The organism is Undibacterium parvum (assembly GCF_003955735.1).
Classification (GTDB): Bacteria; Pseudomonadota; Gammaproteobacteria; order Burkholderiales; family Burkholderiaceae_D; genus Undibacterium; species Undibacterium parvum.
The window spans coordinates 969,285-993,592 of sequence record NZ_CP034464.1 but is presented as its reverse complement, the minus strand read 5'-3'; the positions used below and the strand labels follow the sequence as shown (position 1 = coordinate 993,592).

21 protein-coding genes are annotated in these 24,308 nt (G+C 51.4%); 11 read left to right on the top strand and 10 right to left on the bottom strand.

What is annotated here, in order from left to right; genetic code table 11:
* Window positions 1-109: 109 nt before the first annotated feature.
* From arsH to EJN92_RS04225, 4 genes are all read right to left on the bottom strand, one after another.
* Window positions 110-832 carry an arsenical resistance protein ArsH gene (arsH, locus tag EJN92_RS04240; RefSeq protein ID WP_407701535.1) on the bottom strand — a complete coding sequence of 241 codons (723 nt, stop codon included), beginning with the start codon at window positions 830-832 and terminating at the stop codon, window positions 110-112.
* On the bottom strand, window positions 819-1,925 hold the full coding sequence (gene arsB / locus EJN92_RS04235; protein ID WP_126126672.1) for an ACR3 family arsenite efflux transporter: 1,107 nt from the start codon (window positions 1,923-1,925) through the stop codon (window positions 819-821). Before arsB ends, arsH begins: the two co-directional genes overlap by 14 nt.
* Before the next feature lie 80 nt (window positions 1,926-2,005).
* Complete coding sequence (locus EJN92_RS04230; RefSeq protein WP_126126671.1) at window positions 2,006-2,494, bottom strand: arsenate reductase ArsC; 489 nt, start codon at window positions 2,492-2,494, stop codon at window positions 2,006-2,008.
* A gap of 33 nt (window positions 2,495-2,527) precedes the next feature.
* Window positions 2,528-2,869 (bottom strand): ArsR/SmtB family transcription factor, encoded by a 342-nt coding sequence (locus EJN92_RS04225; RefSeq protein ID WP_126129766.1) that lies wholly within the window; start codon window positions 2,867-2,869, stop codon window positions 2,528-2,530.
* Between the two features lie 513 nt (window positions 2,870-3,382).
* Between EJN92_RS04225 and arsD the strand changes: the two genes are divergently transcribed.
* Complete coding sequence (gene arsD, locus EJN92_RS04220; protein WP_126126670.1) at window positions 3,383-3,763, top strand: arsenite efflux transporter metallochaperone ArsD; 381 nt, start codon at window positions 3,383-3,385, stop codon at window positions 3,761-3,763.
* Between the two features lie 95 nt (window positions 3,764-3,858).
* Window positions 3,859-5,634 (top strand): arsenical pump-driving ATPase, encoded by a 1,776-nt coding sequence (gene arsA, locus EJN92_RS04215; protein ID WP_126126669.1) that lies wholly within the window; start codon window positions 3,859-3,861, stop codon window positions 5,632-5,634.
* A 139-nt stretch (window positions 5,635-5,773) separates the two neighbouring features.
* On the opposite strand, the gene EJN92_RS04210 is transcribed toward arsA, so the two are convergent.
* The 4 genes from EJN92_RS04210 to EJN92_RS04195 form a co-directional block, all read right to left on the bottom strand.
* A complete protein-coding gene (locus EJN92_RS04210) occupies window positions 5,774-6,127 on the bottom strand; it encodes a YkgJ family cysteine cluster protein (protein WP_126126668.1) in 354 nt (117 codons plus the stop codon).
* Window positions 6,128-6,484: 357 nt separating this feature from the next.
* Window positions 6,485-6,919, bottom strand: a complete 435-nt coding sequence (locus EJN92_RS04205) for a hypothetical protein (protein ID WP_126126667.1) — start codon at window positions 6,917-6,919, stop codon at window positions 6,485-6,487.
* A complete protein-coding gene (locus EJN92_RS04200; RefSeq protein ID WP_126126666.1) occupies window positions 6,919-8,160 on the bottom strand; it encodes a hypothetical protein in 1,242 nt (413 codons plus the stop codon). The genes EJN92_RS04205 and EJN92_RS04200 overlap by 1 nt, the downstream gene beginning before the upstream one ends.
* On the bottom strand, window positions 8,150-10,087 hold the full coding sequence (locus EJN92_RS04195; RefSeq protein WP_170174867.1) for an ATP-binding protein: 1,938 nt from the start codon (window positions 10,085-10,087) through the stop codon (window positions 8,150-8,152). The genes EJN92_RS04200 and EJN92_RS04195 overlap by 11 nt, the downstream gene beginning before the upstream one ends.
* A 321-nt stretch (window positions 10,088-10,408) precedes the next feature.
* Between EJN92_RS04195 and EJN92_RS04190 the strand changes: the two genes are divergently transcribed.
* The 9 genes from EJN92_RS04190 to EJN92_RS04150 all read left to right on the top strand — a co-directional run bounded on the left by EJN92_RS04190 (window position 10,409) and on the right by EJN92_RS04150 (window position 21,394).
* On the top strand, window positions 10,409-11,047 hold the full coding sequence (locus tag EJN92_RS04190) for a TetR/AcrR family transcriptional regulator (protein WP_126126664.1): 639 nt from the start codon (window positions 10,409-10,411) through the stop codon (window positions 11,045-11,047).
* A 111-nt stretch (window positions 11,048-11,158) separates the two neighbouring features.
* Window positions 11,159-12,313, top strand: coding sequence for an efflux RND transporter periplasmic adaptor subunit (locus EJN92_RS04185; RefSeq protein ID WP_126126663.1), 1,155 nt, complete (start codon window positions 11,159-11,161; stop codon window positions 12,311-12,313).
* Window positions 12,314-12,316: 3 nt separating this feature from the next.
* Window positions 12,317-15,508 carry an efflux RND transporter permease subunit gene (locus EJN92_RS04180; RefSeq protein WP_126126662.1) on the top strand — a complete coding sequence of 1,064 codons (3,192 nt, stop codon included), beginning with the start codon at window positions 12,317-12,319 and terminating at the stop codon, window positions 15,506-15,508.
* 59 nt (window positions 15,509-15,567) lie between these two features.
* On the top strand, window positions 15,568-16,218 hold the full coding sequence (locus EJN92_RS04175; RefSeq protein ID WP_126126661.1) for a protein-L-isoaspartate O-methyltransferase family protein: 651 nt from the start codon (window positions 15,568-15,570) through the stop codon (window positions 16,216-16,218).
* Window positions 16,219-16,269: 51 nt separating this feature from the next.
* The gene (locus tag EJN92_RS04170) at window positions 16,270-16,593 is read left to right on the top strand and encodes a rhodanese-like domain-containing protein (protein WP_126126660.1); all 324 of its coding nucleotides are present in this window, start codon (window positions 16,270-16,272) and stop codon (window positions 16,591-16,593) included.
* Between the two features lie 148 nt (window positions 16,594-16,741).
* The gene (locus EJN92_RS04165; RefSeq protein ID WP_126126659.1) at window positions 16,742-18,064 is read left to right on the top strand and encodes a TolC family outer membrane protein; all 1,323 of its coding nucleotides are present in this window, start codon (window positions 16,742-16,744) and stop codon (window positions 18,062-18,064) included.
* A 144-nt stretch (window positions 18,065-18,208) separates the two neighbouring features.
* Complete coding sequence (locus EJN92_RS04160) at window positions 18,209-19,492, top strand: efflux RND transporter periplasmic adaptor subunit (RefSeq protein WP_126126658.1); 1,284 nt, start codon at window positions 18,209-18,211, stop codon at window positions 19,490-19,492.
* Window positions 19,492-20,721: an FtsX-like permease family protein gene (locus EJN92_RS04155; protein ID WP_126126657.1), complete on the top strand. Its 1,230-nt coding sequence runs from the start codon at window positions 19,492-19,494 to the stop codon at window positions 20,719-20,721. Before EJN92_RS04160 ends, EJN92_RS04155 begins: the two co-directional genes overlap by 1 nt.
* Complete coding sequence (locus EJN92_RS04150) at window positions 20,714-21,394, top strand: ABC transporter ATP-binding protein (protein ID WP_126126656.1); 681 nt, start codon at window positions 20,714-20,716, stop codon at window positions 21,392-21,394. The genes EJN92_RS04155 and EJN92_RS04150 overlap by 8 nt, the downstream gene beginning before the upstream one ends.
* An 18-nt stretch (window positions 21,395-21,412) precedes the next feature.
* On the opposite strand, the gene EJN92_RS04145 is transcribed toward EJN92_RS04150, so the two are convergent.
* Both EJN92_RS04145 and EJN92_RS04140 read right to left on the bottom strand, forming a co-directional pair.
* On the bottom strand, window positions 21,413-22,006 hold the full coding sequence (locus EJN92_RS04145; RefSeq protein WP_126126655.1) for a phosphorylase family protein: 594 nt from the start codon (window positions 22,004-22,006) through the stop codon (window positions 21,413-21,415).
* A gap of 272 nt (window positions 22,007-22,278) precedes the next feature.
* Window positions 22,279-24,297: a TonB-dependent receptor gene (locus tag EJN92_RS04140; RefSeq protein ID WP_126126654.1), complete on the bottom strand. Its 2,019-nt coding sequence runs from the start codon at window positions 24,295-24,297 to the stop codon at window positions 22,279-22,281.
* Window positions 24,298-24,308 lie beyond the last annotated feature (11 nt).

The window sequence follows — 24,308 nt, the reverse complement described above, 5'->3', positions numbered from 1 at the left end:
CATGCGGCTTAGCGGCCAGTATGCCTGAAGAAGCGCATGTAATATGCGCCCTGGCAGGCCAGTGTTTTTACTTTTTTTTTGGCTCTACGCACGCATGATCGTAGTCAGACTAAAGCGTTTTCTGATTGACGCGCTTGGATAATTCTTCCGCGCTTTCTTTGCGTTCGCTGTAGCGGTCTACCAGATACGGCGAGGCGTCACGGGTTAGCAGGGTGAACTTGAATAGTTCTTCCATCACGTCCACCACTCGGTCGTAGTAGGCTGATGGTTTCATGCGTCCGGCCTCGTCAAATTCGAGAAAAGCTTTGGCCACCGAAGACTGGTTCGGGATGGTGATCATGCGCATCCAGCGCCCCAGTATGCGCAGTTGATTGACTGCGTTAAACGATTGCGAGCCACCCGATACTTCCATCACCGCCAGCGTCTTGCCCTGAGTTGGACGTACCGCACCAACCGATAAAGGTATCCAATCGATCTGCGCTTTCATGATGCCTGTCATCGCGCCATGCCGTTCGGGCGAGCACCAGACCATGCCTTCGGCCCACAAGGCCAGTTCGCGCAGTTCTTGCACCTTGGGATGGTTCTCAGGCGCGGCGTCTGGCAGTGGTAAGCCTTGCGGGTCAAACACTTTCACTTCGCCACCCATGGCAATTAACAAGCGTGCCGCTTCCAGTGTCAGCAGTTTGCTGTAGGAGCGTTCGCGTAAGGAACCGTACAGAAGCAAGAAGCGCGGCGCATGGGTAAACGCTGCTTTGCTGGCGAGTTTTTCCAGAATAGCTTGATCGAATAAATTTTGCTGCAAACTAGGCAAACTAAGATCATTGAGCGGCACGATGCGCCTCCTGGGCGATGACTTGCGCGCCGTCGTCGTACCATGGCTTGGTTGCATTGACTACTTTGACCACCAGTAACATCACCGGTACTTCGATCAGCACCCCGACTACGGTCGCCAGCGCCGCACCCGATTCAAAACCAAACAGGCTAATCGCTGCGGCCACCGCTAACTCGAAAAAGTTGGAGGCGCCGATCAAGGCAGACGGGCAGGCGACGCTGTGCTTTTCGCCCAAACGGCGATTGAGCCAATACGCCAGCGCTGAATTGAAAAAGACCTGTATCAGTATCGGCACCGCGAGTAAGGCAATCACGATAGGTTGCGCAATGATGGCCTTACCCTGAAACGCAAACAGCAGCACCAGAGTGAGCAGCAGCGCGGCGATCGACCATGGTTGAATCAGGTTCATCGCGGCATCAAAATGCGCCTGGCCTTTAGACAGTAAGAACCTGCGTATCACTTGCGCAATGATGACGGGGATCACGATATACAGCAGCACCGAGGTAATCAAAGTATCCCAGGGGATCGCGATATTCGACACGCCCAGCAGTAAGCCAACCAGCGGCGCAAACGCGAACACCATAATCAGGTCGTTGATTGCCACTTGCGACAAAGTGAAATATGGGTCGCCATTGGTCAGGCGACTCCAGACGAACACCATCGCCGTACAAGGTGCTGCCGCCAGCAGGATCAGACCTGCGATATAGCTATCGATCTGGCCAGCTGGGAGTAAGGGCGCAAACCAGTGACGGACGAAAACCCAGCCCAGAAAAGCCATAGAAAACGGCTTGACCAACCAGTTAATCAACAAGGTCACACCTATGCCCCTGGCGTGGTCTTTTACCTGGTGCAAGGCGCTGAAATCGATTTTTAGCAGCATAGGTATGATCATGATCCAGATCAACAGACCCACCGGTAAATTGACTTTGGCAATCTCCATTGCGCCTATGGCTTGAAACGCAGCGGGGAAGAATTGACCCAGCGCGATACCAACCACGATACACAGCGCGACCCAGGCAGTGAGGTAGCGTTCAAAAAAATTCAGGGGCGCCTTGGCAGCAATTTTGCCTGAGACTTCACATTGTATGGACATCATCTTCCTTATTGGATGGGCGCTTGCAGAGAGCTTATCGCGTCGCTGCGGTGGCGGTGGCGGTTTTGCGTCAGTCCGAATTAAACAGATGTTGGCATCAAGCTAGCGATACGGTCCAGCTCGGTTTTAAGCTGCAGCTTATCTTTAAGCACTTGCTCCAGCGGCAGGGCGAAAAATGCCTCTATCCGGCTACGCAATATGCGATAGGCCGTCATGAAGGCAGCATCAATTTCTGCATCGCTACCGGTGGCATGGGCTGGATCTTCTACGCCCCAATGGCTGCGCAATACTGGCCCCAAATAGGCTGGGCAAGTTTCACCTGCCGCACTGGCGCACACCGTAATTACGATGTCCGGTGTGGCTGGCAAGTTATCCCAGGATTTGCTGAAATATCCTGCCGTCGCTATGCCTACTCGTGCCAACAAAGCGAGCGAGCGCGGATGCACCTGGCCGGTAGGTTTGCTACCGGCACTCATGGCTTGCCAACCGGCTGGTGCGAGGTGATTAAAAGTGGCTTCAGCCAAAATCGAGCGGCAGGAGTTACCGGTGCATAAAAATAATACGTTCATCATCATTCCTAATTTGAAAATGTTAAAAAATCTCTATTTGCACGCGACTTCGCTACCTTCACATTGCAGATTCTGGGCTGGCGTGCAAGGCATGCCGCCGCAGCAGTTTTCGGTCAGAAAACCCAACACATTGTTCATGGTGCTGATATCGGCCGAATAAATCACAAAACGGCCATCTTGCCGGGTGGCGACCAGATCAGCGTGCGACAATTCTTTTAAGTGAAAAGACAGGGAAGAAGGCGGTATCCCCAATTCTTCGGCGATCTTGCTCGCTGCCATACCAGCCGGGCCAACTTGCACCAGTAGCCGAAATACCGCCAAGCGCGATTCTTGCGCCAACGCCGCCAACGCGGCTAACACCTTCTTGGTTTCCATCATGGAGTCTCTATCGAAGTTTTACATTACGACGATTCTACAATACTCGAATCGTGGAATCAATGAATAAATTGAGTGAGTTTGCATGTAAGCTTGGCAATTGGATATTTTGAAGAAGTAGCACGCAAGCTGGCAGGTGCTGATGCGCGCAGTGGCAGGGTGCTGTTTTATTTTTCTGCCTAGCAGTTACTGTTCAGCCCGCTATGAAACGATACCAAACGCACTCGTTATCGTCATACCGGACTTGATCCGGTATCCAGAATTTACCTTCAGGGGTATGAAACTGGATGCCGGATCAAGTCCGGCATGACGGTTAAGAAGGATTTTCTTACTCAAAATATGCTCGTTCGATAGAGGGCTGAATAGATACGCCTGGCACCATAACCGCAAACAAAATGATCTGGCGCAAAGTTGGCTTGAGCTAAAGCGCTTAAGTTGTAGTGGGCGCTTGTTTTCGCACGTCATTGCCAATCTGCATTATTTTTGCCCACAACAAATCAAGGAAACCTGAGCATGAACGCTATTCAAATATTTGATCCTGCCATGTGCTGCAATACCGGCGTCTGTGGTGTCGATGTCGATCAGCAACTAGTGAGTTTTTCCGCCGATCTGGAGTGGGCCAAAGCGCAAGGCGTGGAGGTAGAACGCTACAATCTGGCGCAACAGCCTATGGCCTTTGCCGAGAACGCGGTGGTCAAAGCATTTTTGGAGCGCTCTGGCGCCGAGGGCTTGCCCTTAATTTTGGTCAAGGGTGAGATCGCGCTGACCGGGCGTTACCCGCAACGTGCAGAAATTGCGCGATGGGCGGGCCTGAGTCTGTTGCCGGTCAATCTTGCAGTAAGTCCTGCAGTAAGTCCTGATACCGGATGTTACGGTGGTAAAAAATCCTGTTGATGTGTGGCTAAAAATACTGCTTAGCAGCCAAACACCGCGCCAGGTCCAGGCATGAGCACAGGGTGCTGGCATTTAATCGTGATGAGGGACGCACCATGCTTTTTCTAGAAAATATTCCGCAATTTTTATTCTTCACTGGCAAGGGCGGGGTGGGTAAAACCTCACTCGCTTGTGCCACTGCGATTAAGCTAGCTGATGAGGGCAAGCGTGTTTTACTGGTGAGCACCGACCCGGCCTCGAATGTGGGGCAGGTTTTTGGTATTACGATAGGCAATACGATCACTCCAGTCATTGCGGTCGGGCATTTATCGGCGTTGGAAATCGATCCGCAGGCAGCCGCGCAAGTGTATCGGGATAAGATCGTGGGGCCGGTACGTGGTGTGTTACCGGCCGCTGTGGTGAGCAGCATAGCGGAGCAATTGTCCGGTGCCTGTACCACAGAAATCGCGGCATTTGATGAGTTCACTGGCCTGCTGACCAACGCGGCCATTTTGCATGATTTTGATCACATTATTTTTGATACGGCGCCGACCGGGCACACCATACGTATGCTGCAACTACCTGGCGCATGGTCGGGTTTTCTGGAAGACGGCAAGGGCGATGCTTCTTGCCTGGGGCCACTGGCCGGGCTAGAAAAACAACGCGAGCAATATCATGCCGCGGTCGCCGCTTTATCCGATCCTGAACGTACTCGCATGATACTGGTGGCGCGCGCCCAGGGAGCGACGCTCAGAGAAGCAGCGCGCACCCATGAGGAACTGGCCGCTATCGGCTTTCGACATCAATATCTGGTGATCAATGGGGCGCTGCCGCAAAGCGAAGTCGGTAGCGATCTGTTGGCTGCGGCGGTATGGAAGCGGGAGCAAGCTGCGCTGGCGGCTATGCCAGAAATTTTACGTGATGCGCCCACTGATTTTGTGCCCTTGCGCCCTTTTAATCTGGTCGGCTTACCGGCCTTGCGCGCACTTTTGGTGAGCGGCGCGGTGGAAAACGTCCCCACACAAACCGCCGTATCTATCCCTGCTGTGCCCAGTCTGGCGAGCCTGGTCGATGGTCTGGTTGGCAGTGGTCACGGTTTAATTATGACCATGGGTAAAGGCGGAGTCGGCAAGACCACCGTGGCGGCAGCGATCGCGTTGGAGTTGGCCAGTCGCGGCTATGCAGTCCATCTCACCACCTCAGACCCGGCCGCACATCTGATCGAGACGCTAGCTGGAAGCCTGGACAATCTAACCGTCAGCAGGATAGATCCGCATGCGGAAACTGAGCGCTACCGACAAGAAGTGATGGCCAGTAAAGGCAAGAATCTGGATGCGGCAGGTCGCGCTTTGCTGGAAGAAGATTTGCGCTCACCCTGCACCGAAGAGATTGCGGTATTTCAGGCATTCTCCAGAATCATACGGGAAGCAGGCAAAAAATTTGTTGTGATGGATACCGCGCCGACCGGCCATACTTTATTGCTGCTCGACGCTACCGGCTCGTATGACAGAGAAATTAAGCGCAAGATGCTCAATACCAGTGTGCACTTTACGACGCCCATGATGCAGCTGCAAGACACGACGCTCACCAAGGTGCTGATTATCACCCTGGCAGAAACCACGCCGGTGTTGGAAGCGGCTGGCCTGCAGCTAGATTTGCAGCGGGCCGGGATAGCGCCATGGGCCTGGATCATCAATAATAGTTTGGCGATGGCCAAACCTAGTTCCGCTTTATTGCGCCAGCGTGCCTATAACGAGCTAGCGCAAATCAATGAAGTGGCCAACAAATATGCGCAACGCTGGGCAGTGATACCGCTACAAGCGCAAGAGCCGGTCGGCCTTGAGCGCTTACAGCAACTGATACACGGTACAACCCCAACGGCGCAGCTTTAAAATTTTTTGTAGAAGGTTTTCTGGAAAACGCTTAAGCCGCATGTAGCGCAAGGCACACGCCTTGTGCCTTGCGCCTCGCTACATTATTGGCGTTGACAGAGCGCTCGTGTGGGGAATCAGGAAATTTAGATTTGTTGGATCAGACCAAGACCTGGCGAGTAGAGTGGAAAAACCGATCAATCGCGATCTCTATCTGTGGATCTATCATGGTTTCCGGGCGTCTGCCGTGAGGGCAGGCTAATTTCGGCGTAGTCCCAAACAAGCGACAAATGAGCGGCCGCTCCTCATACACTTCACAACCATTTTGGCCCAGATGCGGACAGCTTAAATCGGCCAGCGCGGCAGCATGCTGCTCCTCGGACTTGCGCGGTAGCCTGGCCATTTCATCGCTAGACGTGGTGACGGGACCGCAGCAGTCATGGCAACCCGGTATGCACGCGAATGCAGGGATATGGCGTCGGAAAAACCTGATTTTTTGGCTGTTAATTGTCATCGTGTTTCTTATGCTGGAGATGTGTCGCCAGGTGAGAAATAAAGGAGCAAGACTATCATAGCGAACTAGGCGAATAACTTCCAACAACAATTTTCATGAATGCTTGCTTAAATAGTTGCGTATTAGTTGCGTATTCATAGGCCATTTTATTTGAGCGAATTCCTCAGACTTGGATCTTTGTCTCTACGCAACTGCAGTCGTTTCAGCATTTGGCGGTTTATCAAATCCAAATTCGAATACGTAATGTTTATGCGCCTTACAGAGCAATATCATGCCAACAGGCGCATATTGATTGCGCTTAGCGTTTTTGGAAGTTCTCCTTTGGGACGGTCCTTTTGTTCTTTCTTGAAAACTGGCTCAATTGATGACGAGTAGCACGCGCATGCCTGGTTTGACTTGGCTTTGCGGCAGGTAGGCGATGGCGGATGTGTTCGCCAGTAAGGTGTCGACGATGATTTCTTCGCGATACTCTTTCGGTGGTCTGGCTCGGTTAGTGAAGACCAGGCGCGACCAGTAGGCGTGCATTTGGTTACGCGATCGCCCTAGCAAATTTTGGTAAAACTTGTCGCGTGTTTCGCTCTCTTCCATGTCTACCGGTTTTAATTCGCGCGTGCCTACTTTGCTGCTTAAATTACCTAAGTAGACTGCGGCTAACTCTTCACGGCTGAGCGAGGTAATCTCGCTTTTTTCATTGACCACCACGGCAATACTGCTCTGACCGTAGGCGCACACGTTACTGCTCAGGCTCAGCACGAGTAGTAAGACGGCATATGAGGTTTTTATGGTCGCCATTAGTAAGCCCAATCGAGCACCACGCTCATGACATTGAGGTGGTTTTGCCCTGCAGGTAATTTGCCAGTCAGTAAGCCGGGCTCTCCAGCGTTTGGCGTGACCCTATCCCATTGTCCTTTTAGCGCCAGCCCCGGCTTAATATCCCAGCGCAGCCCAAGCGAGAGAGTTTGTTGCTCATTATTTTTTGTTGCGAGGAAGGCGTTGGCGGCCAGTGCCGCGCCTCCGGTTAGCCGGGTCTCTGTGGTTTCACCCAGTACCTGTAATTTTGCATAGCTCAGATAGGGCATCCAGTTGCCAAAGTTGCGCCCTAGCGTGATGTAGGCCGCGCGCTGATCAGGTAAGGATTTTCTCTTTAGCTGGGTGCGTGCGATTTCCGTCATCAGCAGCCAGTTATTATGTTCGTAACGCATACCCAAACTGCCATAGAGCACCGCATGTATATTTTCCAGAGAATACTCTGCGCCGACCATGGGGTTTTGATCGCTGATCAGCTTGATGATGGAGTCTAGCTGTCTCCCGCGCACAGTAACGTCGGCTTGCAACAGAGAGGCTCGCAACAGCAACTCGTTATCCACCAGACTCGCTGCCAGCGCGATGTTGGGTTGATTTCGTACCGTGTAGTTGGCGCGGTTTAAGCTGGAAACACCGACTCTGGCCTCAAGGCTCAAGGTGCGCCCTGACAAGGGCAACCTATGCTGTATCACGATGCCGTCCGAGCCGCTATTCTCGCCACCCATACTATACAGCTCGACTGGGGGCCTTACCCAGGGCTGAGAATAGCCGACATAAAACTCTTCACTGGTCAAAAACAGGATGTTCTGAGATCGCCCTAAGTAAATACTTGATTGTTCATTGATTTTCCACTTGGCCTGCGCCCATGCCAACTCAGTCTCGACCAGGTCGTCGGAGTTACGGTGGGTGAGCGTATGCGCCACCAGTGACCAGGCAGGTGTGATCTGGGCGGATAATTGCAGGCCCAGGCGATTATCCATAATCCCCGAATAGCTGTCATCGAGTGAAAAGTTGTAGTTCGCCTTACTCCGGTAGCCAGGCTTGCTCTGATTGGTTTTGGCCAGACCCAGCGTGCCATAGGCGTTAAACTCTAGTTTGCCATCGAGTAGATCGAGTGCCTGCGCCGGCGACGATAGCAAGACTAAACTGATTGCCAATAGGCTAAATTTCGCTAGTGTGCGGGCCGCAGTGGCAGGCGATGCAAGTGCAGAGAGTGAACTAGAGAACATTTTCTCTCGCTTCCATTTTGGGTGCATGTAGCGGTAAGCTGATGAGAAATTCGCTGCCTTCACCTATCTTGCTATAGACTTGAATTTGTCCACCCAGGAGTCCGCTTACCAGATTGTAGACAATATTGAGACCAAGTCCACTGCCGCCCTTACCTAAGGTGGTGGTAAAAAACGGATCAAATATTTTCCCTAAATTTTCTGGTGGAATGCCAGCCCCGTCATCACGAACGCTGAGCAATAGGTGCTCGCTGTCGATCAGGCTGGTACGCACAGTAATGGCTTGGCCAACACCGGATTTGATGCCATGTATCAGGGCATTATTTAATAGATTGGTCAGCACTTGCCCGAGCGGGCCAGGAAAACTATCCATGCGTATGCTAGGGTCTAGTTCGCAGCTGAGTATGGCTTTTGACGTTCTGAACATGGGCGTGGTACTCAGAATGATTTCATCGATGATGTCAGAGAGCAGGAACTCGCGGCGCTGTGAGCTGCTGCGATCAACCGCAACCGCTTTAAAGCTACTGACCAATGCCGCTGCACGTTGTAAATTGCTGACCAGTAATTGGCCAGCGAGCTCATTTTCATCAAGGTGATTGTTTAACTCCGATTTGCTTAAGCCTTTGATGTGATCGTCTTTGAACTGTTTTTGATTGTAGACCAGGGTACTGGCAACCGTCAGTGCATTGCCTATCGGCGTGTTCAGTTCATGGGCGACGCCTGCTACCATACTGCCTAGGCTAGACAGTTTTTCTGACTGAATTAATTGTTTTTGCGCTTGCTGTATAGTTTGCAAGGCGGTATCTAAATCTTGATTACGCTGCTCTAGTTCTATGGTGCGTTGAGCCACTCTTAATTCCAGCTCGCGATTGAGGGCGAGTAATTCATTTTGGGCGTTTCTTAAGTCGCTGATATCCATGCTTGCGAGTATCAGGTAATTGCTGTGTTCGATTTCGAAGCATTGGCCGGACACTAGAAAGGGCTGAGAGATTCCGCTGGCCACTTGTAAATCAAGCTCGGTGGCAATCAGATGATTTTCTTTTTCTATAATTGCAGTCAAGCTTAGATTATCGCTGTCACTACAGGTGAGCATGCCGGAGGTTTTTTCTGTGAGTTCACCGAACATCTGTCTGGAGGCAATATTTTGCTCGCTACGATGATAGTCTGGGTTTTGCTGGTCTTTCTTTAAGAGCAGCATGGGGATAGGCGCCGCGTTAAATACAGCAAGGAATTTTTTCTCTCTGAGCTCTAGCCCTGCTGACATGATATTGAAATGAGCGGCCAGTTGAGCCAGCTCATCCTTGCCAGTATCAGGAACTTTTTTTCTATAATCACCGGAAACGATCGCTTGGGTCGCCAGCATCAGGAGACTAAAACGCTGTTTGATTTTATGTCCAAATACGGTGAGTAAGACGGTAGTTACGAGTATCCCGCATAGGCTTACCAGCAAGGCTAGGCGTATCATGCGCTCGATTAAGTCGACCACTTTTAAAGTGGATAATCCAAACTGCACCTGACCTATTTGATTGCCACTTAGTAGTACAGGTTGACGTACGTGATAGATCCCTGCAGCGATCGCTGCATGTTCATTTTCGCTCGGTAAGGGGAGCTGATTCGCAGAAATGCCAGTGGCGACCAGGCTGTGATTGTTTTGATCAAGTACCACGATATAACGTAAATCTTCGTTGGCACCAGAGATCAGTTCGTTGAAAAAATCTTGAAGAATATCGTAGCGTTGCTCTACAGCATATGGCGCTATTCCCAAATGTATGATTTGCGACGTGGTGCGTATGGAGGTAGCGAGATTGCTCGCCATGCTTTCACGCAAGATGTTGGAGGTGACCAGAAAATAGCTGGCCAACAACAAGGACTGTAGAACTATGCCAAAAATAAGTAATTTGCCTGTAATTGTATGAAAAACTTTGGGCACAGGCATCCTCACTATTCAAATACGGCCGTTGACATGACATTTGAAATGCTTACTTAAAAAACATTATAGTGGATTTGGATTTAATTTGAAGAATATTCCATGCAGGGTATCCATCCTTGTTTACACACTCTCTCTCAGCCTATTTTCTCCTGCTTGACCCTGACCTTAGGACAGGCTTTATAGTGTGCGCTGGCATTTGAAATTGTTGTTTAACAGACGCAGGTGCCGGTTTGTGGGGGGAGTGCATTACAACGCTGACTTGACGCAGTGGGCGCAGATGTTTACATTACTGACTCATGAGTTATTAATTGAGTCTTCATAATGATCTGCCCTTTTAAGCCCCGCTGGGAGCGTCGCAAAGATGCCCGGCCACAAGAGTTGCTCGCTGCCGCACTCGATCATTTCGTCGAGCGTGGCTTTGCCGCGACCCGTCTGGATGATGTGGCGCGTGCTGCAGGGGTCTCTAAAGGCACCTTGTACTTGTATTTTTGCAGTAAGGAAGAATTATTCAAGGCGGTAGTACGCGAATCTGTGATTCCTATGATAGGCGAGGCCGAGGGCATGATAGGCCAGTTTACCGGTACCAGTGCCGAATTGTTGCGCTTATTGATGACCACCTGGTGGGACAGAATCGGCAACACTAAATTATCCGGGTTGACCAAGCTGATGATCGCCGAGGCGGGTAATTTCCCTGAGTTGGCACGCTTCTATCAAGAAGAGGTGATAGACCGGGGCGACAAACTCATTACTGCCATGTTGGAGCGCGGCATGGCGCGCGGTGAGGTGCGTCCTTTGGATCTGGAAATCGCGCCGCGTATTTTGATCGCACCGATGATCATGATGATGATCTGGAAGCACTCGCAGGGGATATGCCAGATAGAGCCGGATAAATTGGATGCCTATCTGGAGCAATACATAGAAATGGCGACGCACGGCTTGTTGGTTAACGCCAAAGCTTGATGTGACTGCAGTAGCGTCAGAATTTCTGCCATTACCGTAATTTTTTGTTTAGTGAAGTTTTAGCCTGAGATTTTTAAATTAACTCAGGCTTTTTTTATCGAATGGATCAGCATGCTTAAGCGTCGTGGAATTTGGATCGTTGCCCTTTTACTGCTGGTAGCTGCAGGCATTATCTTGATGAAGAAAAAAACCGCTGACGCTGGTGCGCAAGCAGCGGCGAAGCAAGCCGCGGTGACGGTGGCGGCGCAAGTGCTGGAGTTTTTACCAAGCGATATCGTGACGATCGGCAGTGGTGATGTGCGTAAATTGTTAACGCTCTCTGGGGCTTTGCGTGCCTACAATCAAGGCCAGGTCAAAGCCAGAGTAGCGGGCGAAGTACGCGAGGTGTTGGTGCGCGAAGGTGAATCGGTGCAGCTTGGGCAAGTCTTGGTGAAGATGGATACCGTTGATTACGATGCCCGCCTGGCACAGGCGCAAGGCAGTTTAGCGGCCGCGAATGCTCAGCTAGAGATCGCCAGACAGGCGCGCGATAATAATAAAGTCTTGCTCGATAAGGCCTTTATTTCACAAAATTCTTACGACAATGCGAAAAATCAATACGCGATTGCCTTAGCCAATGTCGATAGCGCCAAAGGCGCTGTGGCGGTTGCGCAAAAGGCTTTGGCCGATACCGTCATCCGCGCGCCTATCGCTGGCTTGATCAGTAGTCGTAGTGTGCAGCCGGGCGAGAAAGTCTCACCGGATTTCCGTTTATTAGAAGTGGTCGATTTACGTGTCATGGAGATGGAAGCCCCGGTTCCGACTCAGGATATTGCCAGCATACAGATCGGTCAGGCGGTGCAATTAAAGATAGAAGGGGTCGCCACTACGGTGAGCGGCAAGGTCAGCCGCATCAACCCAGGCACCACGCTGGGATCACGCTCTATCATGGCCTATATTCAGATTGCCAATACCGATGGGGTTTTACGATCTGGCATGTTTGGTGAGGCGCAAATCGTGGTCGAACAAAAGACCGGTGCCATGCTGATACCGCAGACTGCGGTGCGCAATGAAGACGGTAAAAATTTCGTCTACGTGATAGAGAATAATAGTTTGCAACAAAAACCTGTCAGCTTGGGTTTATCCGGTGACAGTGCTGGTGTCGCCAGCGTAGAAGTGCTGACGGGTTTGACTCAAGGCGCGCAAGTGGTGAAGACAAATTTAGGTAGTCTGCGAGCCGGCATTGCCGTCAAGCTGATTTCGCCTAGCTCTGCTGCTAAAGGCTAAGCCATGTGGTTCACAAGAATTAGTATAGGCAATCCGGTGCTGGCGACCATGATGATGGTGGCGTTTGTGGTCTTGGGTCTGTTTTCTTATAAGCGTTTGCGGGTCGATCAGTTTCCCGATATTACTTTCCCGGTGGTGGTGATACAAACCGATTATCCCGGTGCCGCGCCTGAGACTATCGAATCCGATATTACTCGCAAGGTGGAAGAGGTGGTCAACACCATCAACGGCATCAGTGCCTTGACTTCACGTTCGTACGAAGGCACTTCGGTGGTGGTGATGGAGTTTGATCTGAATGTCGATCCGGCGCAGGCAGCGCAAGATGTGCGTGAAAAAGTCGCGTTGATTAAGTCGAAATTTCGTAAGGAAGTCAAAGAGCCGCGGGTCTCGCGCTACGATCCGGCCGATAAGCCGATTTTTTCAGTCTCGGTAACGAATGACGATAAAGTAAAACCACGTGATTTCCGCGAGATGACCGCCATCGCTGATCAACTGGTCAAGAAGCGCCTGGAAAATGTGCGCGGCGTTGGATCGGTCACGCTAGTTGGTGGCGTCAAACGTGAAATCAAGATTTACCTCAAACCCAATGAGATGGAAGCCTTGGGCCTGAGTGTTGATCAAGTCATCAATGCCCTGCGCAATGAAAACCAAGAATTGCCTACCGGCGCAATACGCTCGCTGGACAATGAAAAAGTAGTGCAAATTCAGGGGCGCATCCAAAACCCAGAAGGTTTCGGCCGCATTGTGGTGGCCAAGCGCGGCTCGCAACCTGTCTTGCTGTCACAGGTGGCGAGTATCGTTGACGGACAAGAAGAGCAAGAGAGTCTGGCGCTGCACAATGGTCAGCGTACCGTGGCTTTGGACATCTTAAAAGCGCAGGGGCAAAACACCATAGAAGTGGCAGATGGTTTGACTGAAGCCTTAAAAGCGTTGGAGTCTCAGCTGAAAGCACAGTACCCGGGTTTGAAGGTGCAGATCATTAAAGATGGTTCGCGTCAGATACGCGTTGGCGTCGAAAATGTGCGCAAGACCCTGATCGAAGGCGCTGCATTAACCATCTTGATCGTGTTCTTGTTCCTTAATTCATGGCGCTCTACTGTGATTACCGGTCTGACTTTGCCAGTGGCACTGATCGGTACTTTCCTGTTTATGGATATATTCGGCTTTACCATCAATATGATTACCCTGATGGCCTTGTCCCTGTGTGTGGGCTTGCTGATCGACGATGCGATTGTGGTACGTGAAAATATCGTCAGACATGCCGGCATGAAGGTCAACGGCAAGTTTAAGGATCACCATACAGCAGCATTGGAAGGAACTGCTGAAATTGGTCTGGCAGTGCTGGCGACCACCTTCTCTATTGTTGCGGTATTTTTGCCGGTAGGTTTTATGGGCGGGATTATCGGTCGCTTCTTCCATCAGTTTGGCATTACCGTGACCGCCGCTGTACTGATCTCTATGTTCGTCTCGTTTACGCTCGATCCTATGTTGTCTTCGATCTGGCCAGACCCCGATGCGCATGGACACGCAATTAAAAAAGAGGGGCCACGTAAAGGCATCTACGCGCACACCATAGGTTGGGTGCTGGAGCAGTTTGAGCGCGGTGTGCAATGGTTCTCCAGACTATATCAATCGATTTTGAGCTGGTCGCTCAAACATCGTATCAAGACCCTCTTAATTGCCGTACTCACCTTTGTGGCAGGTTTGATGATACCGGCCACCGGTTTGATCGGTAGCGAGTTTGTGCCGCAAGCTGATTACTCTGAAACCGGCGTCACCTTTTACACACCGGTCGGCTCTTCGCTGGAATTGACCGAGACTAAGGTGCATCAGGTCGAGGCGGTGCTCAAAGAGTTTCCCGAAGTTACAGACACCTATAGCACCGTGAATACCGGATCGGCTCAGGGTAAAAATTATGTGACGACCTTCATCCGTCTGGTGCCACGCAAAGAGCGCACGCGTAGCACTAGCCAGATGTCGATACCCTTACGCAACCGCCTGGTGCAAATCGCTGGTATCACGGTCACGCATATCGGTGCCTTGGATGGTGTCGGTGGCGATAATAAAAATCTGCGCTTTAGCTTGCAAGGTGCCGATTTGAATCAACTGGCAAAACTGTCGGAAGAGGTGCAGCGCCGCATCAGCGCCATTCCTGGTGTGGTCGATCTTGATTCCAGCATGAAGGCGCAAAAACCAACCATTTCTGTCACCCCCAAACGTGATATAGGTGCCGATCTTGGTGTCGGTGTGGCGCAAATAGGCGCTGCTTTACGACCCTTGCTGGCAGGTGAGGCGGCCACCACCTGGCGCGCCCCGGATGATGAAAACTACGATGTCTCGGTACGCTTATCACCGAATGATAGAAACAATGCAGATGATTTATCCAAATTGATGTTGGCCAGTTCGCAAAACAATGCCGACGGTTCACCGCGCATGGTGCCCTTGCGTCAGGTCGCTGACATCCGCTTGTCGACCGGCGCCAACCAGATCAATCGCCGTGACCTGACCCGCGAGGTTGAGTTATCGGCCAACGTGGTGGGGCGTTCTGCCGGTGAAGTCAGTGCCGAAGTGAAAAAAGTGCTGGATAGTGTGCAGTGGCAACCCGGTTATCGCTACAAGATGGGTGGCGCTACTAAAAATATGACCGAGTCTTTCGGCTATGCCTTATCGGCACTGGCTTTGGCGGTGATCTTTATTTACATGATCTTAGCTTCGCAATTTGCCAGCTTCTTGCAACCGATTGCGATTATGTCGGCCTTGCCTATGACCTTGATCGGTGTGTTTTTGGCGCTAATGTTTTTCCGTTCTACGCTGAATATGTTCTCTATCATAGGTTTTATTATGTTGATGGGTCTGGTGACCAAGAATGCGATTTTGTTGGTCGACTTTGCCAATCAGGTGCGCAAGGAAGGTAAACAGCGTACCGAGGCCTTGCTGGAGGCGGCCCATGTCCGTCTGCGGCCTATCCTGATGACCACGCTGGCGATGGTGTTTGGTATGGTGCCGCTGGCGTTTGCCTTGACCGAAGGCTCAGAGCAGCGCGCACCGATGGGGCAAGCGGTAATCGGTGGGATTATCACTTCCTCGCTGCTTACTTTAGTCGTGGTTCCAGTGATTTATACCTATTTGGATGATCTGGGGCAGTGGTTCAAGCGAAAATGGACTGGAAATAAGCAAACTAGTGACGCGCTTTGATAAAATGCGGGATGTTTTCCATTACAACAATTTAGTTTTACACCTAGCGAGTCATTAAAATGAATATCGAAAAAGCCCGTTTCAACATGATAGAGCAGCAAATCCGCCCTTGGAATGTCTCATCTCCCGAGGTCTTGGCTTTGTTAGCTGCGGTTAAACGCGAAGACTATTTCCCGGACGATCAAAAGAGTCTGGCGTTTTTTGATACAGAATTACCGCTGCCGGGTGGTACGGTGGCCCTCTCGCCGAAACTGGAAGCGCGCATCTTGCAAGATCTTGCCGTCAAAAAAAGTGAAAACGTTTTGGTGGTCGGCGCGGGTAGTGGTTATCTGGCTGCATTGCTGGCGCATCAAGCGCGCCAAGTGACTGTGGCTGAGGCTATTCCTGAATTGAAAGCTCTTGCCGAAAACAATCTGCAAAGTCAGGGTATTTTTAATGTTGATGTGATTTGGGGCGATGCTCTGTTAGGCAAGATAGGCTCTAGCTATGACGCCATCGTGGTGTGCGGCTCGCTCGAAGTAATCCCCGAACTCTTGAAGCAGCAATTGGCTGTGGCTGGTCGCATGTTTGTCTTCATAGGAAAGGCGCCGGTCATGAGCGCGCAATTGATTACGCGCGAGTCTGAATTATTTTTCAATACCAAGAACTTATTTGAAACTTCAGTGCAGGCCTTGTCGCAAGCCGTGCCCGAATCGACTTTTACTTTCTAAAGTAAAAGTAAAGCCAATCAGCAATTCAAAAAATGTTACCGGAATAAGCTCATGCAACATGTCACCGCTCCCGAATTAGCCGCACTACTGGTCGATCCTACAAAAAATCCATTGATTTTGTTAGATGTCAGGGAACCTTGGGAGTATGAGACCTGTCATATCCCGCATGTCCAGCTGATGCCTATGCAGACAGTGCCGGAGCGTATGCAGGAGCTCGACCCTGATAGCGTGATAGTGTGCATTTGTCATCATGGTGGGCGCAGTATGCAGGTGGCTAATTTTCTTGAGCGCAATGGTTTTGCTCAGATGATTAATTTGACTGGGGGCGTCCATGCGTGGGCGCAACAAGTCGATAACAGCATGCCTACTTATTAGTATTAGCCTGATTGTCGTAGAAGTACTCCCTCTGCTGTATCTGGCCTGAGCGGTATTATTTTGCCTCAGTCTTTATGAGTAAATTTAAGTTGTTTTGTATAGTACAAAACAGCGCTAGTAATTTGTCACCTTACTTTCGGAGCATTCCATGCGAAATTCCCTCATTGCCACTTTGATTGCCAGTGCTTTTCTGTCGCTCAATGCCGGTGCCAGTGATTTACTACAGATTTACAAAGATGCGCTTGCCAATGATGCTGCCTACGGTAGTGCACGTGCTTCACAGCGCGCTGGGCAAGAAAAACTGGTGCAAGGCCGTTCCGGTTTGCTGCCTACGGTCGGACTAAGCGGTAGTGATACCCGCACTAAACTAGACGTCACGCCGGATCAGGGGCGCTCGGGTAACTTTGACTACAACACGAATAGTTATTCTCTGGCTCTGACGCAACCTTTGTTCCGCTGGGCCAATTGGCAGCAATATGAACAGGGTAAATTGTCGGTAGTCGTTACCGACGCCCAATTTGCGCAAGCGCAGCAGGATCTGATCGTTAGAGTTAGCCAGGCGTATTTTGATTTGCTGGCGTCGAAAGATATTTTAAAGACTTTGCAGGCGCAAAAAGTCGCTATTTCTGAGCAATTAGCTTCAGCCAAGCGCAACTTTGAAGTCGGTACCCAGACCATCACCGACAGTCACGAAGCGCAAGCGCGTTTTGATTTGATCACCGCGCAAGAATTTGCTGGTCAAGGCGATGTTGCGATTAAACGCGCAGCTTTAATGCAAATTATCGGCCGCGATGTGAAAGACGAATTGGCTGGCTTGAAAAAAGGGAGCCAACTTGCCGCACCTCAGCCAGAGAGCATAGAGAAATGGGTGGAGTCGGCAGAGCAGCAAAACTTTGGCGTAGTGGCTTCGCAAGTGGCAGTCGAAATCGCTCAGCGTGAAATTTCCAAGAGCCGCTCCGGACATTACCCTACCGTGGATCTGGTCGCCAGTAGCGCACGCACAGCCACTGGTGGAAACTATAATGGCCCGACTGGCGTGATCAAGCCAAATACCATAGGCGTGCAGTGGAATATCCCGATTTTTTCTGGCTTTGCTACCGATAGCCGTGTCAAGGAAAGTATTGCACTGGAAGACAAGGCGCGCAATGATCTGGAGAGCACCCGCAGACTGGCAGCACAAGGCGCGCGTCAGGCGTATATCGGTGTGGTGGCGGGTCTGGCTCAGGTGAAAGCCTATGAAGCCGCTGAGATCTCTAGTCGCTCTGCTCTGGATTCAAATATGCTCGGTTATCAGGTGGGCGTCAGGATAAATATCGATGTCTTGAATGCGCAACAGCAGCTCTCAACCACATTTCAGAATCTGGCGAAAGCACGTTACGACACCATTATGAATAGTCTGCGCCTCAAAGCCGCAGCCGGTATCCTGAAAGAACAGGATTTGGCTGAAATCAATGCCTTGCTGGAAATCTAAGCACCGTCATTTGAATAATAAAAAGCCCGCAGATTGCGGGCTTTTTATTTTTGGTATGTGATTGTTTGTTGAATATCAAATCTTCAGTCTAAGCTTTGGTGGAGACTAAGCTGGGACAGGAATAAATCAACCGGAAATGTGCAGATGACTGAGACCGCAACAGCCGTAACTACAAAGCCAGAAAACGCTCTCGCCAGCAAGCGAACTCTTAAATCTTGGCTCTCAATAACGATAGTCGGGGTACTTGTGTTGGCCGCGCTAGGGTATTTTTTGTTGCCCTTGGTGCTAGGCGTTAAAGTGAAGGCGTTTCAATTACAGCGCGGCGAACTGATACAGACTGTAGTGGCCAGCGGACGTATCGAGACCCCGGCCAGAGTTGATGTTGGCACTCAGATTATTGGGCGCGTGGCGGCGGTGCCGGTCAAGGAAGGGCAGACCGTCAAGGCTGGTCAGTTGCTGATAGAACTGGAAGCGAGCGATGAGCAAGCCGCCGTGGAGCAAGCTGCTGCTGCGCTACGCCAGGCGGAGGTCAAGCTCAGGCAGTTTCACCAGCAGACGCAACCTATGGCGGAACAAGCCTTGAAGCAGGCGCAAGCGACTTTACTCAATGTTCAGAAACAATACGAGCGCCAGCGTGAACTAGTGGCGCAAGGATTTATCGGCAAGGCGCAACTCGACGATGTGCAGCGTAATCTCGATATCGCCAAAAGCCAGCACAGCAGTGTGCAGCTGCAACTGCAATCGGCGACGCCAAACGGCAGCGATTACCAGTTGGCAAGCGCTGCGCTGGAGCAAGCCCGCGCCAATCTGCATGCGGCACAGGCCAGGCTAGCTCACAGCAAAATTGCTGCTGTGGCTGATGGCGTGCTGATATTAAGAGATGTCGAACGCGGCGACACGGTACAACCGGGCAAAGTGCTGATGGTCTTGTCACCACTGGGACTGACGCAGTTACTGGTGCAAATTGACGAAAAAAATCTACGTTATTTGCAATTGGGGCAAACCGCTCTGGCGCAGGCCGACGCTTATCCTGGGCAAAAATTTAATGCGCAGGTCGCCTATATTAATCCTGGCATCAACGCCCAACGTGGCTCGGTGGATGTCAAACTCAATGTGGCAGAGGCGCCGGTATTTCTTAAGCAAGATATGACGGTCTCGGTAGAGATCGAGGTGGCGCGCCGCAAAGACACGCTGTCTTTAAATGTCGAGGCGATTCGTGATGCGGCGAGTAAAGAGCCGTGGGTGATGCTGGTGGAGCATGGCAAGGCTGTGCGACGGGTAGTCAAGCTAGGCATGTCTGGCGACAAAAGCACAGAGATACTCGCCGGTCTCAAGGACAGCGATCTGGTATTGCCTGCGACCGGTAGTGCGGTGTTGGAAGGCGCCCGGGTGCGCGCTGATGTCGCGAAAAAACAGGCGGGGCGCTGATGAATAGCTGGCTGCCGTTTGAATGGATAGTGGCAGTGCGCTTCTTGCGCGAAGGGCGTCTGCAATCGCTGTTTATTATTCTCGGTGTCGCCATTGGTGTTGGTGTGATTGTTTTTATGTCGGCGCTGCTGGCCGGTATGCAGGGCAATTTGTTTCGGCGTGTTTTAAGTTCACAACCGCATATTACTTTGGAACGACCCAAGCAGCAGGCCAATATGGTGCTGCAAAATGAGCCGGGACAATTGATTGCGTCTACCGTACAAAAGCCATCGCAGCGCGTGAATATTATCGATCAATGGCAAAAAGTGCGCGATCAGATGGAGGCGCGTAGCGATGTGGTGGCGGTCTCGCCCGCTGCCAGCGGCCCTGCCCTGGTGGTGCGTGGCAGTGCGACCAATGCCATCTCTCTGGTCGGCATAGAACCCGATCACTACAGCAAAATTGTACCGTTGCCGGAGAAGATGGTGGTCGGTAGCTTTCGCATGACCAATACCGATATGTTGATAGGCATACAGTTAGCCGAAGATCTTGGCGTGCAACGAGGTGATAAATTGCGGGTAACCACCGCAGCAGGTGCCAGCCTTACCCTCAATATCGCTGGCATTTTTGATCTGGGTAGTCGTGGCGCCAATCAGCGTACCGTGTACGTTTTACTGTCGACCGCGCAAAGTCTGTTGAATATGGTCGGTGGGGTATCTAGCATCGATTTAACGGTGCAAGATCCGTATGCGGCCGAAGTCATCGCTCAGTCTATTGCCAATGCCACAGGCTTAAATGCGATGAGTTGGATCGCCAATAATAGTCAGTTTTTTCTGGGGATGCGAGCTCAGACTTACTCTAGTCTGATGATACGCATCTTTGTCGCGCTCTCGGTAGCGGCAGGTATCGCCAGCGTGTTGGTGGTGTCGGTGGTGCAGCGTCAGAAAGAAGTCGGAATCTTGCGCGCCATGGGCGGCAGTCGCGGCCAGATCATGCGCATTTTTTTGATTCAGGGGGCCTTAGTTGGTTTGCTCGGTTCTTTGATGGGATCTGCTTTTGCCATGGGCTTACTCTCCGCATGGAAACTGGTTGCCAAGAACCCTGATGGTACTTCTATGTTTGCGATACAGATGGACCCGCAACTGTTTTTCTGGAGTGCCTTGATTGCGATGTTGACTGGTTTACTAGCTGCCGCCACACCGGCCATACGTGCGGCCCGTCTTGACCCTGTGGTGGCGATCCGTGGCTGAATCCCTCCTGCTCCTCGATAAAGTCTGTAAGTCGTATGCGGTGGGTACGCCTGCCCAAACCCAGGTCTTGTTTGATATCGATCTCGATATCCGTAAGGGTGAATTTGTCGCGCTGATCGGCCCCTCAGGATCGGGCAAAAGTACCTTGCTCAATATTATCGGTCTGCTAGACAGACCCGGCAGCGGCAAGCTTTATCTGACCGGGCAGGAAACCAGCATCCTCGATGAAGCCCATGTGACCAGTTTGCGCGGCGAGGCGATTGGTTTTGTGTTTCAGTCGCATTATCTGCTGTCGGCATTTACGGCAACTGAAAACGTCATGATGCCTATGCTGATGCAGCGTGGCAGCCCAGACGACAGTATGCGCGAACGCGCGCAGCTATTGCTGGGGCAGGTGGGCTTGACGCAGTGGCAGGACAGTCTGGTCAGCAATATCTCTGGCGGTCAGCAGCAAAGGGTGGCAATTGCCCGTGCGTTGGCGTTGAACCCGCCGCTGATACTGGCCGATGAACCTACCGGCAATCTTGATACCAAATCGGCGGATGCCATTTTTGAGCTGATGCGCAAACTCAATCGAGAAAACGGCACCACCTTCCTGATGGTGACGCACAATATGGAGTTGGCGAAACGCTGCGACCGCATCATAGAACTGGTGGATGGCAAGGTCGTCTAGTTTTCGCCGGTTTTTTATTTAATTCCTGAGTAGGGCAATCAACTGATGCAGGCCGTCCGTCATGGCGCGTACCGAGCCCTGCATATCCCATTGGTCGTCGCCAATTTTGACCAGGTTGGAGACAGCGCGCAATTCCAGAAAACGCTGATTCTCTTGCTGGCAAACGTGGAAAAAAGCCGCACCTTCCATGTTCTCAATGTCGAGTTCGCTGGTGTCGATGAAGGCTGCCATCGCAGCGTTCAGTGAGGCACTGCGGGCCAGAGGGAATGGTGGATTTTCTGGCAGGTAGGGACAGTGCAGGGTATGACGGCGTTCGAAATCCATCTCCAGCGGCAGGTGCGCCATGTGCACGAAACCTGTCGGCGTAAAGAAGCCGAGATCGCCTTCGACTTCACTTTTTACCAGCAACACATCGCCTATCTTAAATGGCGCATGGGTGTACATGCCTGCGATGCCAGCCAAGATCAGCACATCGGGTTGCTGCTGTTGGATGGCGCGCAGCGTGGCCACCGCAGTGGCGGTTAAGCCTACCCCGGAGACGATGCTGGTGACTGTCTCGTCATGAAACAGGCTGGCTTCGGTTTTGGTGGGGAAGAGTACGGTGATTTTCATAGAGATATTTTTTAGAGGCAGGCCTATTGCGCATATTCTATGCGGGTTTCCAGCCTGCCTATCCGCTAGGGCGCATGGACTATGCGTGTCCAGCCTGCCTGGTCTGTAGCCCGCATGGGCTATGCGCATCCGGCCTATTGATTTGACGAAATTGCACTGTCGCTAGCTTAAGCCTAAGCGCGCGACAGTTCCATGACTTAGCGCAAGGCTAGCGCACTAGTCCGGCAGAGAGCGTTAATCTACTTGCCTTACAGTGCGACTCGCCCATTAGCTTAAAAACTTGCTCTGACGCCCATGATCAATCCGCGCATCGCTTGTGGCACCGTTTCTTTTAATACCGAGGTGGCTAAGCGTATGTCTTGGTTGAGTAAATTTTTTGCTTGCATAAACCAGGTCACCTGAGTATTTAAGTAAGGATGCGAGTAGGCAACGCTGAGGTCTAACTTGGTAAAGGCTGGTGTCAGGTAATGCTCGAAGCTAGCAAGCCGATCTTGATTTTGTGCGTGCAAAACGTTTAAGGTGGTTTTCCAGCCCGCCTGCTTATAGCCTACATCGAGTCCAAGACGATTGGCCGCTTGCAGAGGTAAATTTCCCAGATTGTCCAGAGTGCCTCGCGATGTATCTGCAAAGCCACGTGCAGACCAGCCTTCACCATGATAGTTGTAGCTCACTTCAGCCTCGCCACCTCGTATCGTTGCTGCCGCTTGTTTCCAATCTCGTTGGGTGAATTCGCCGTCTGGGTCGGGACTACCATCCTCGGCTAAGCGTAGGTCGCTGACATTGCCATACACATAGTTATCGACCTTATTGATAAACGCATTGATTTTCCAGCGTACTATGCCCGACGTCTTTTGTAGACTCAGTTCCAGGTTGCGCGATTTCTCGATTTTTAAATTGTTATTGCCTATGTCGAAAGTGGCGGTTGATTCATGCGGACCATTTGAGTAAAGCTCCTCCGTTGTCGGTGCTCTTTGTGCAAGCGAGAGGCTAGTGCCAAAACCGTAGCCTTTGCTGAAAGTCCAAAGAGCGCCAAGCGAACCGGAATTGAGTGTGAACTCGCGATTTGGTAGCGCGTATTGTGCTTCTGGTGTGCGTTTTATTTTTTCTATCCGGGCTCCTGCGCTGGCCAATACATCGCCAAAATTGCGTTGTTCAACTAAGAAGGCGGCCAGGGAACTTGATTTCGTGCTTGGTACGGTATCAGAACGCCCGGTGCTGGCCGATAGCGCAGAGAAATCAGTGTTTTCAGTTTGCAGCCCCCAGTTGCCATCCCAACCAGACCAATTGCTATGGCTTAGGCTAATACGTGACTCTAGCGACTTGTTACTGAAATTGGTGAGGGGCGTGCCATCTTCTTGCTTTTCGGTATGCTTGTAATCACTCGACGCCAATTTAATGCTGAGCAGATCGAAGTTTGCAATCGGTGCCTTGATGGCCGCATCGAAATCGTAACGGTTTTGTTTTAAATCGATGAAGGATTTTTCTGCCGTCGGAATACCGTAATGGTCATCCATGGTTTGTACCGAAGCGCCGACATGACCCCATGCCTGTATCAGTGAGGCGCCCAAGCCCAGGCTTGATTCGCGCGTAAAACTTGAGCTTAGCGTGCCGCGTTCGGAGGCCGGATTGCCTAACTCACTGAGCCCAGGGATTTTATAGTTGCTGGTATCGCGAAAATTACCGTCCAGATGTAGCGCAATATTCCCGCTGGAACCATCGAGGAAGAAAGAGACATTTTTTTCCTGGTTGACAGTGCCGTAGCGGACTTCAGCTTCGCCATTGAGTTCTTTGCTTAGGCTGCTGGGGATGCGACCGTCAACGACGTTGACCAGTCCGCCGATGGCACCACTACCGTAGAGCAGCGCTGCCGGGCCTCGTAAAATTTCGATTTGCTGTGCAGTTGCGCTTTCGCTTGCGACTGCATGGTCGTTGGACAGGCTAGAGACATCTGCCACCGCCATGCCATTTTGTAAAATTTTGACGCGTGGCCCTTCCAAGCCGCGAATGATAGGACGAGATGCCCCCGCCCCAAAACCGGAGGCGGTCACGCCTAATTCACTGCTCAAAGTTTCGCCTAGTGAACTGCCAAGCTTACTACGCAAATCGGGGCCAGAGAGTACCGTCGCAGGTGTGAGTATTTGCATATTCTCATCTTTGCCCAGAGGGTTTGCTGTGACGGTGACGGTGCTCACTGAGTTCGATTGTGCATAGGCACTGACAGCGCTAGCAGTTGCGAGTGTGGCCATTGCGGTGAGCATCATACGGCTCAATAAAGTGCGTTGAAATAACATATAAAATCCTG

Coding starts and splice junctions, on each gene's coding strand:
- arsB (WP_126126672.1), bottom strand. CDS start 1,925: ATGTCCATACAATGTGAAGTCTCAGGCAAAATTGCTGCCAAGGCGCCC.
- EJN92_RS04230 (WP_126126671.1), bottom strand. CDS start 2,494: ATGAACGTATTATTTTTATGCACCGGTAACTCCTGCCGCTCGATTTTG.
- EJN92_RS04225 (WP_126129766.1), bottom strand. CDS start 2,869: ATGGAAACCAAGAAGGTGTTAGCCGCGTTGGCGGCGTTGGCGCAAGAA.
- arsD (WP_126126670.1), top strand. CDS start 3,383: ATGAACGCTATTCAAATATTTGATCCTGCCATGTGCTGCAATACCGGC.
- arsA (WP_126126669.1), top strand. CDS start 3,859: ATGCTTTTTCTAGAAAATATTCCGCAATTTTTATTCTTCACTGGCAAG.
- EJN92_RS04210 (WP_126126668.1), bottom strand. CDS start 6,127: ATGACAATTAACAGCCAAAAAATCAGGTTTTTCCGACGCCATATCCCT.
- EJN92_RS04205 (WP_126126667.1), bottom strand. CDS start 6,919: ATGGCGACCATAAAAACCTCATATGCCGTCTTACTACTCGTGCTGAGC.
- EJN92_RS04200 (WP_126126666.1), bottom strand. CDS start 8,160: ATGTTCTCTAGTTCACTCTCTGCACTTGCATCGCCTGCCACTGCGGCC.
- EJN92_RS04190 (WP_126126664.1), top strand. CDS start 10,409: ATGATCTGCCCTTTTAAGCCCCGCTGGGAGCGTCGCAAAGATGCCCGG.
- EJN92_RS04185 (WP_126126663.1), top strand. CDS start 11,159: ATGCTTAAGCGTCGTGGAATTTGGATCGTTGCCCTTTTACTGCTGGTA.
- EJN92_RS04180 (WP_126126662.1), top strand. CDS start 12,317: ATGTGGTTCACAAGAATTAGTATAGGCAATCCGGTGCTGGCGACCATG.
- EJN92_RS04175 (WP_126126661.1), top strand. CDS start 15,568: ATGAATATCGAAAAAGCCCGTTTCAACATGATAGAGCAGCAAATCCGC.
- EJN92_RS04170 (WP_126126660.1), top strand. CDS start 16,270: ATGCAACATGTCACCGCTCCCGAATTAGCCGCACTACTGGTCGATCCT.
- EJN92_RS04165 (WP_126126659.1), top strand. CDS start 16,742: ATGCGAAATTCCCTCATTGCCACTTTGATTGCCAGTGCTTTTCTGTCG.
- EJN92_RS04160 (WP_126126658.1), top strand. CDS start 18,209: ATGACTGAGACCGCAACAGCCGTAACTACAAAGCCAGAAAACGCTCTC.
- EJN92_RS04155 (WP_126126657.1), top strand. CDS start 19,492: ATGAATAGCTGGCTGCCGTTTGAATGGATAGTGGCAGTGCGCTTCTTG.
- EJN92_RS04145 (WP_126126655.1), bottom strand. CDS start 22,006: ATGAAAATCACCGTACTCTTCCCCACCAAAACCGAAGCCAGCCTGTTT.
- EJN92_RS04140 (WP_126126654.1), bottom strand. CDS start 24,297: ATGTTATTTCAACGCACTTTATTGAGCCGTATGATGCTCACCGCAATG.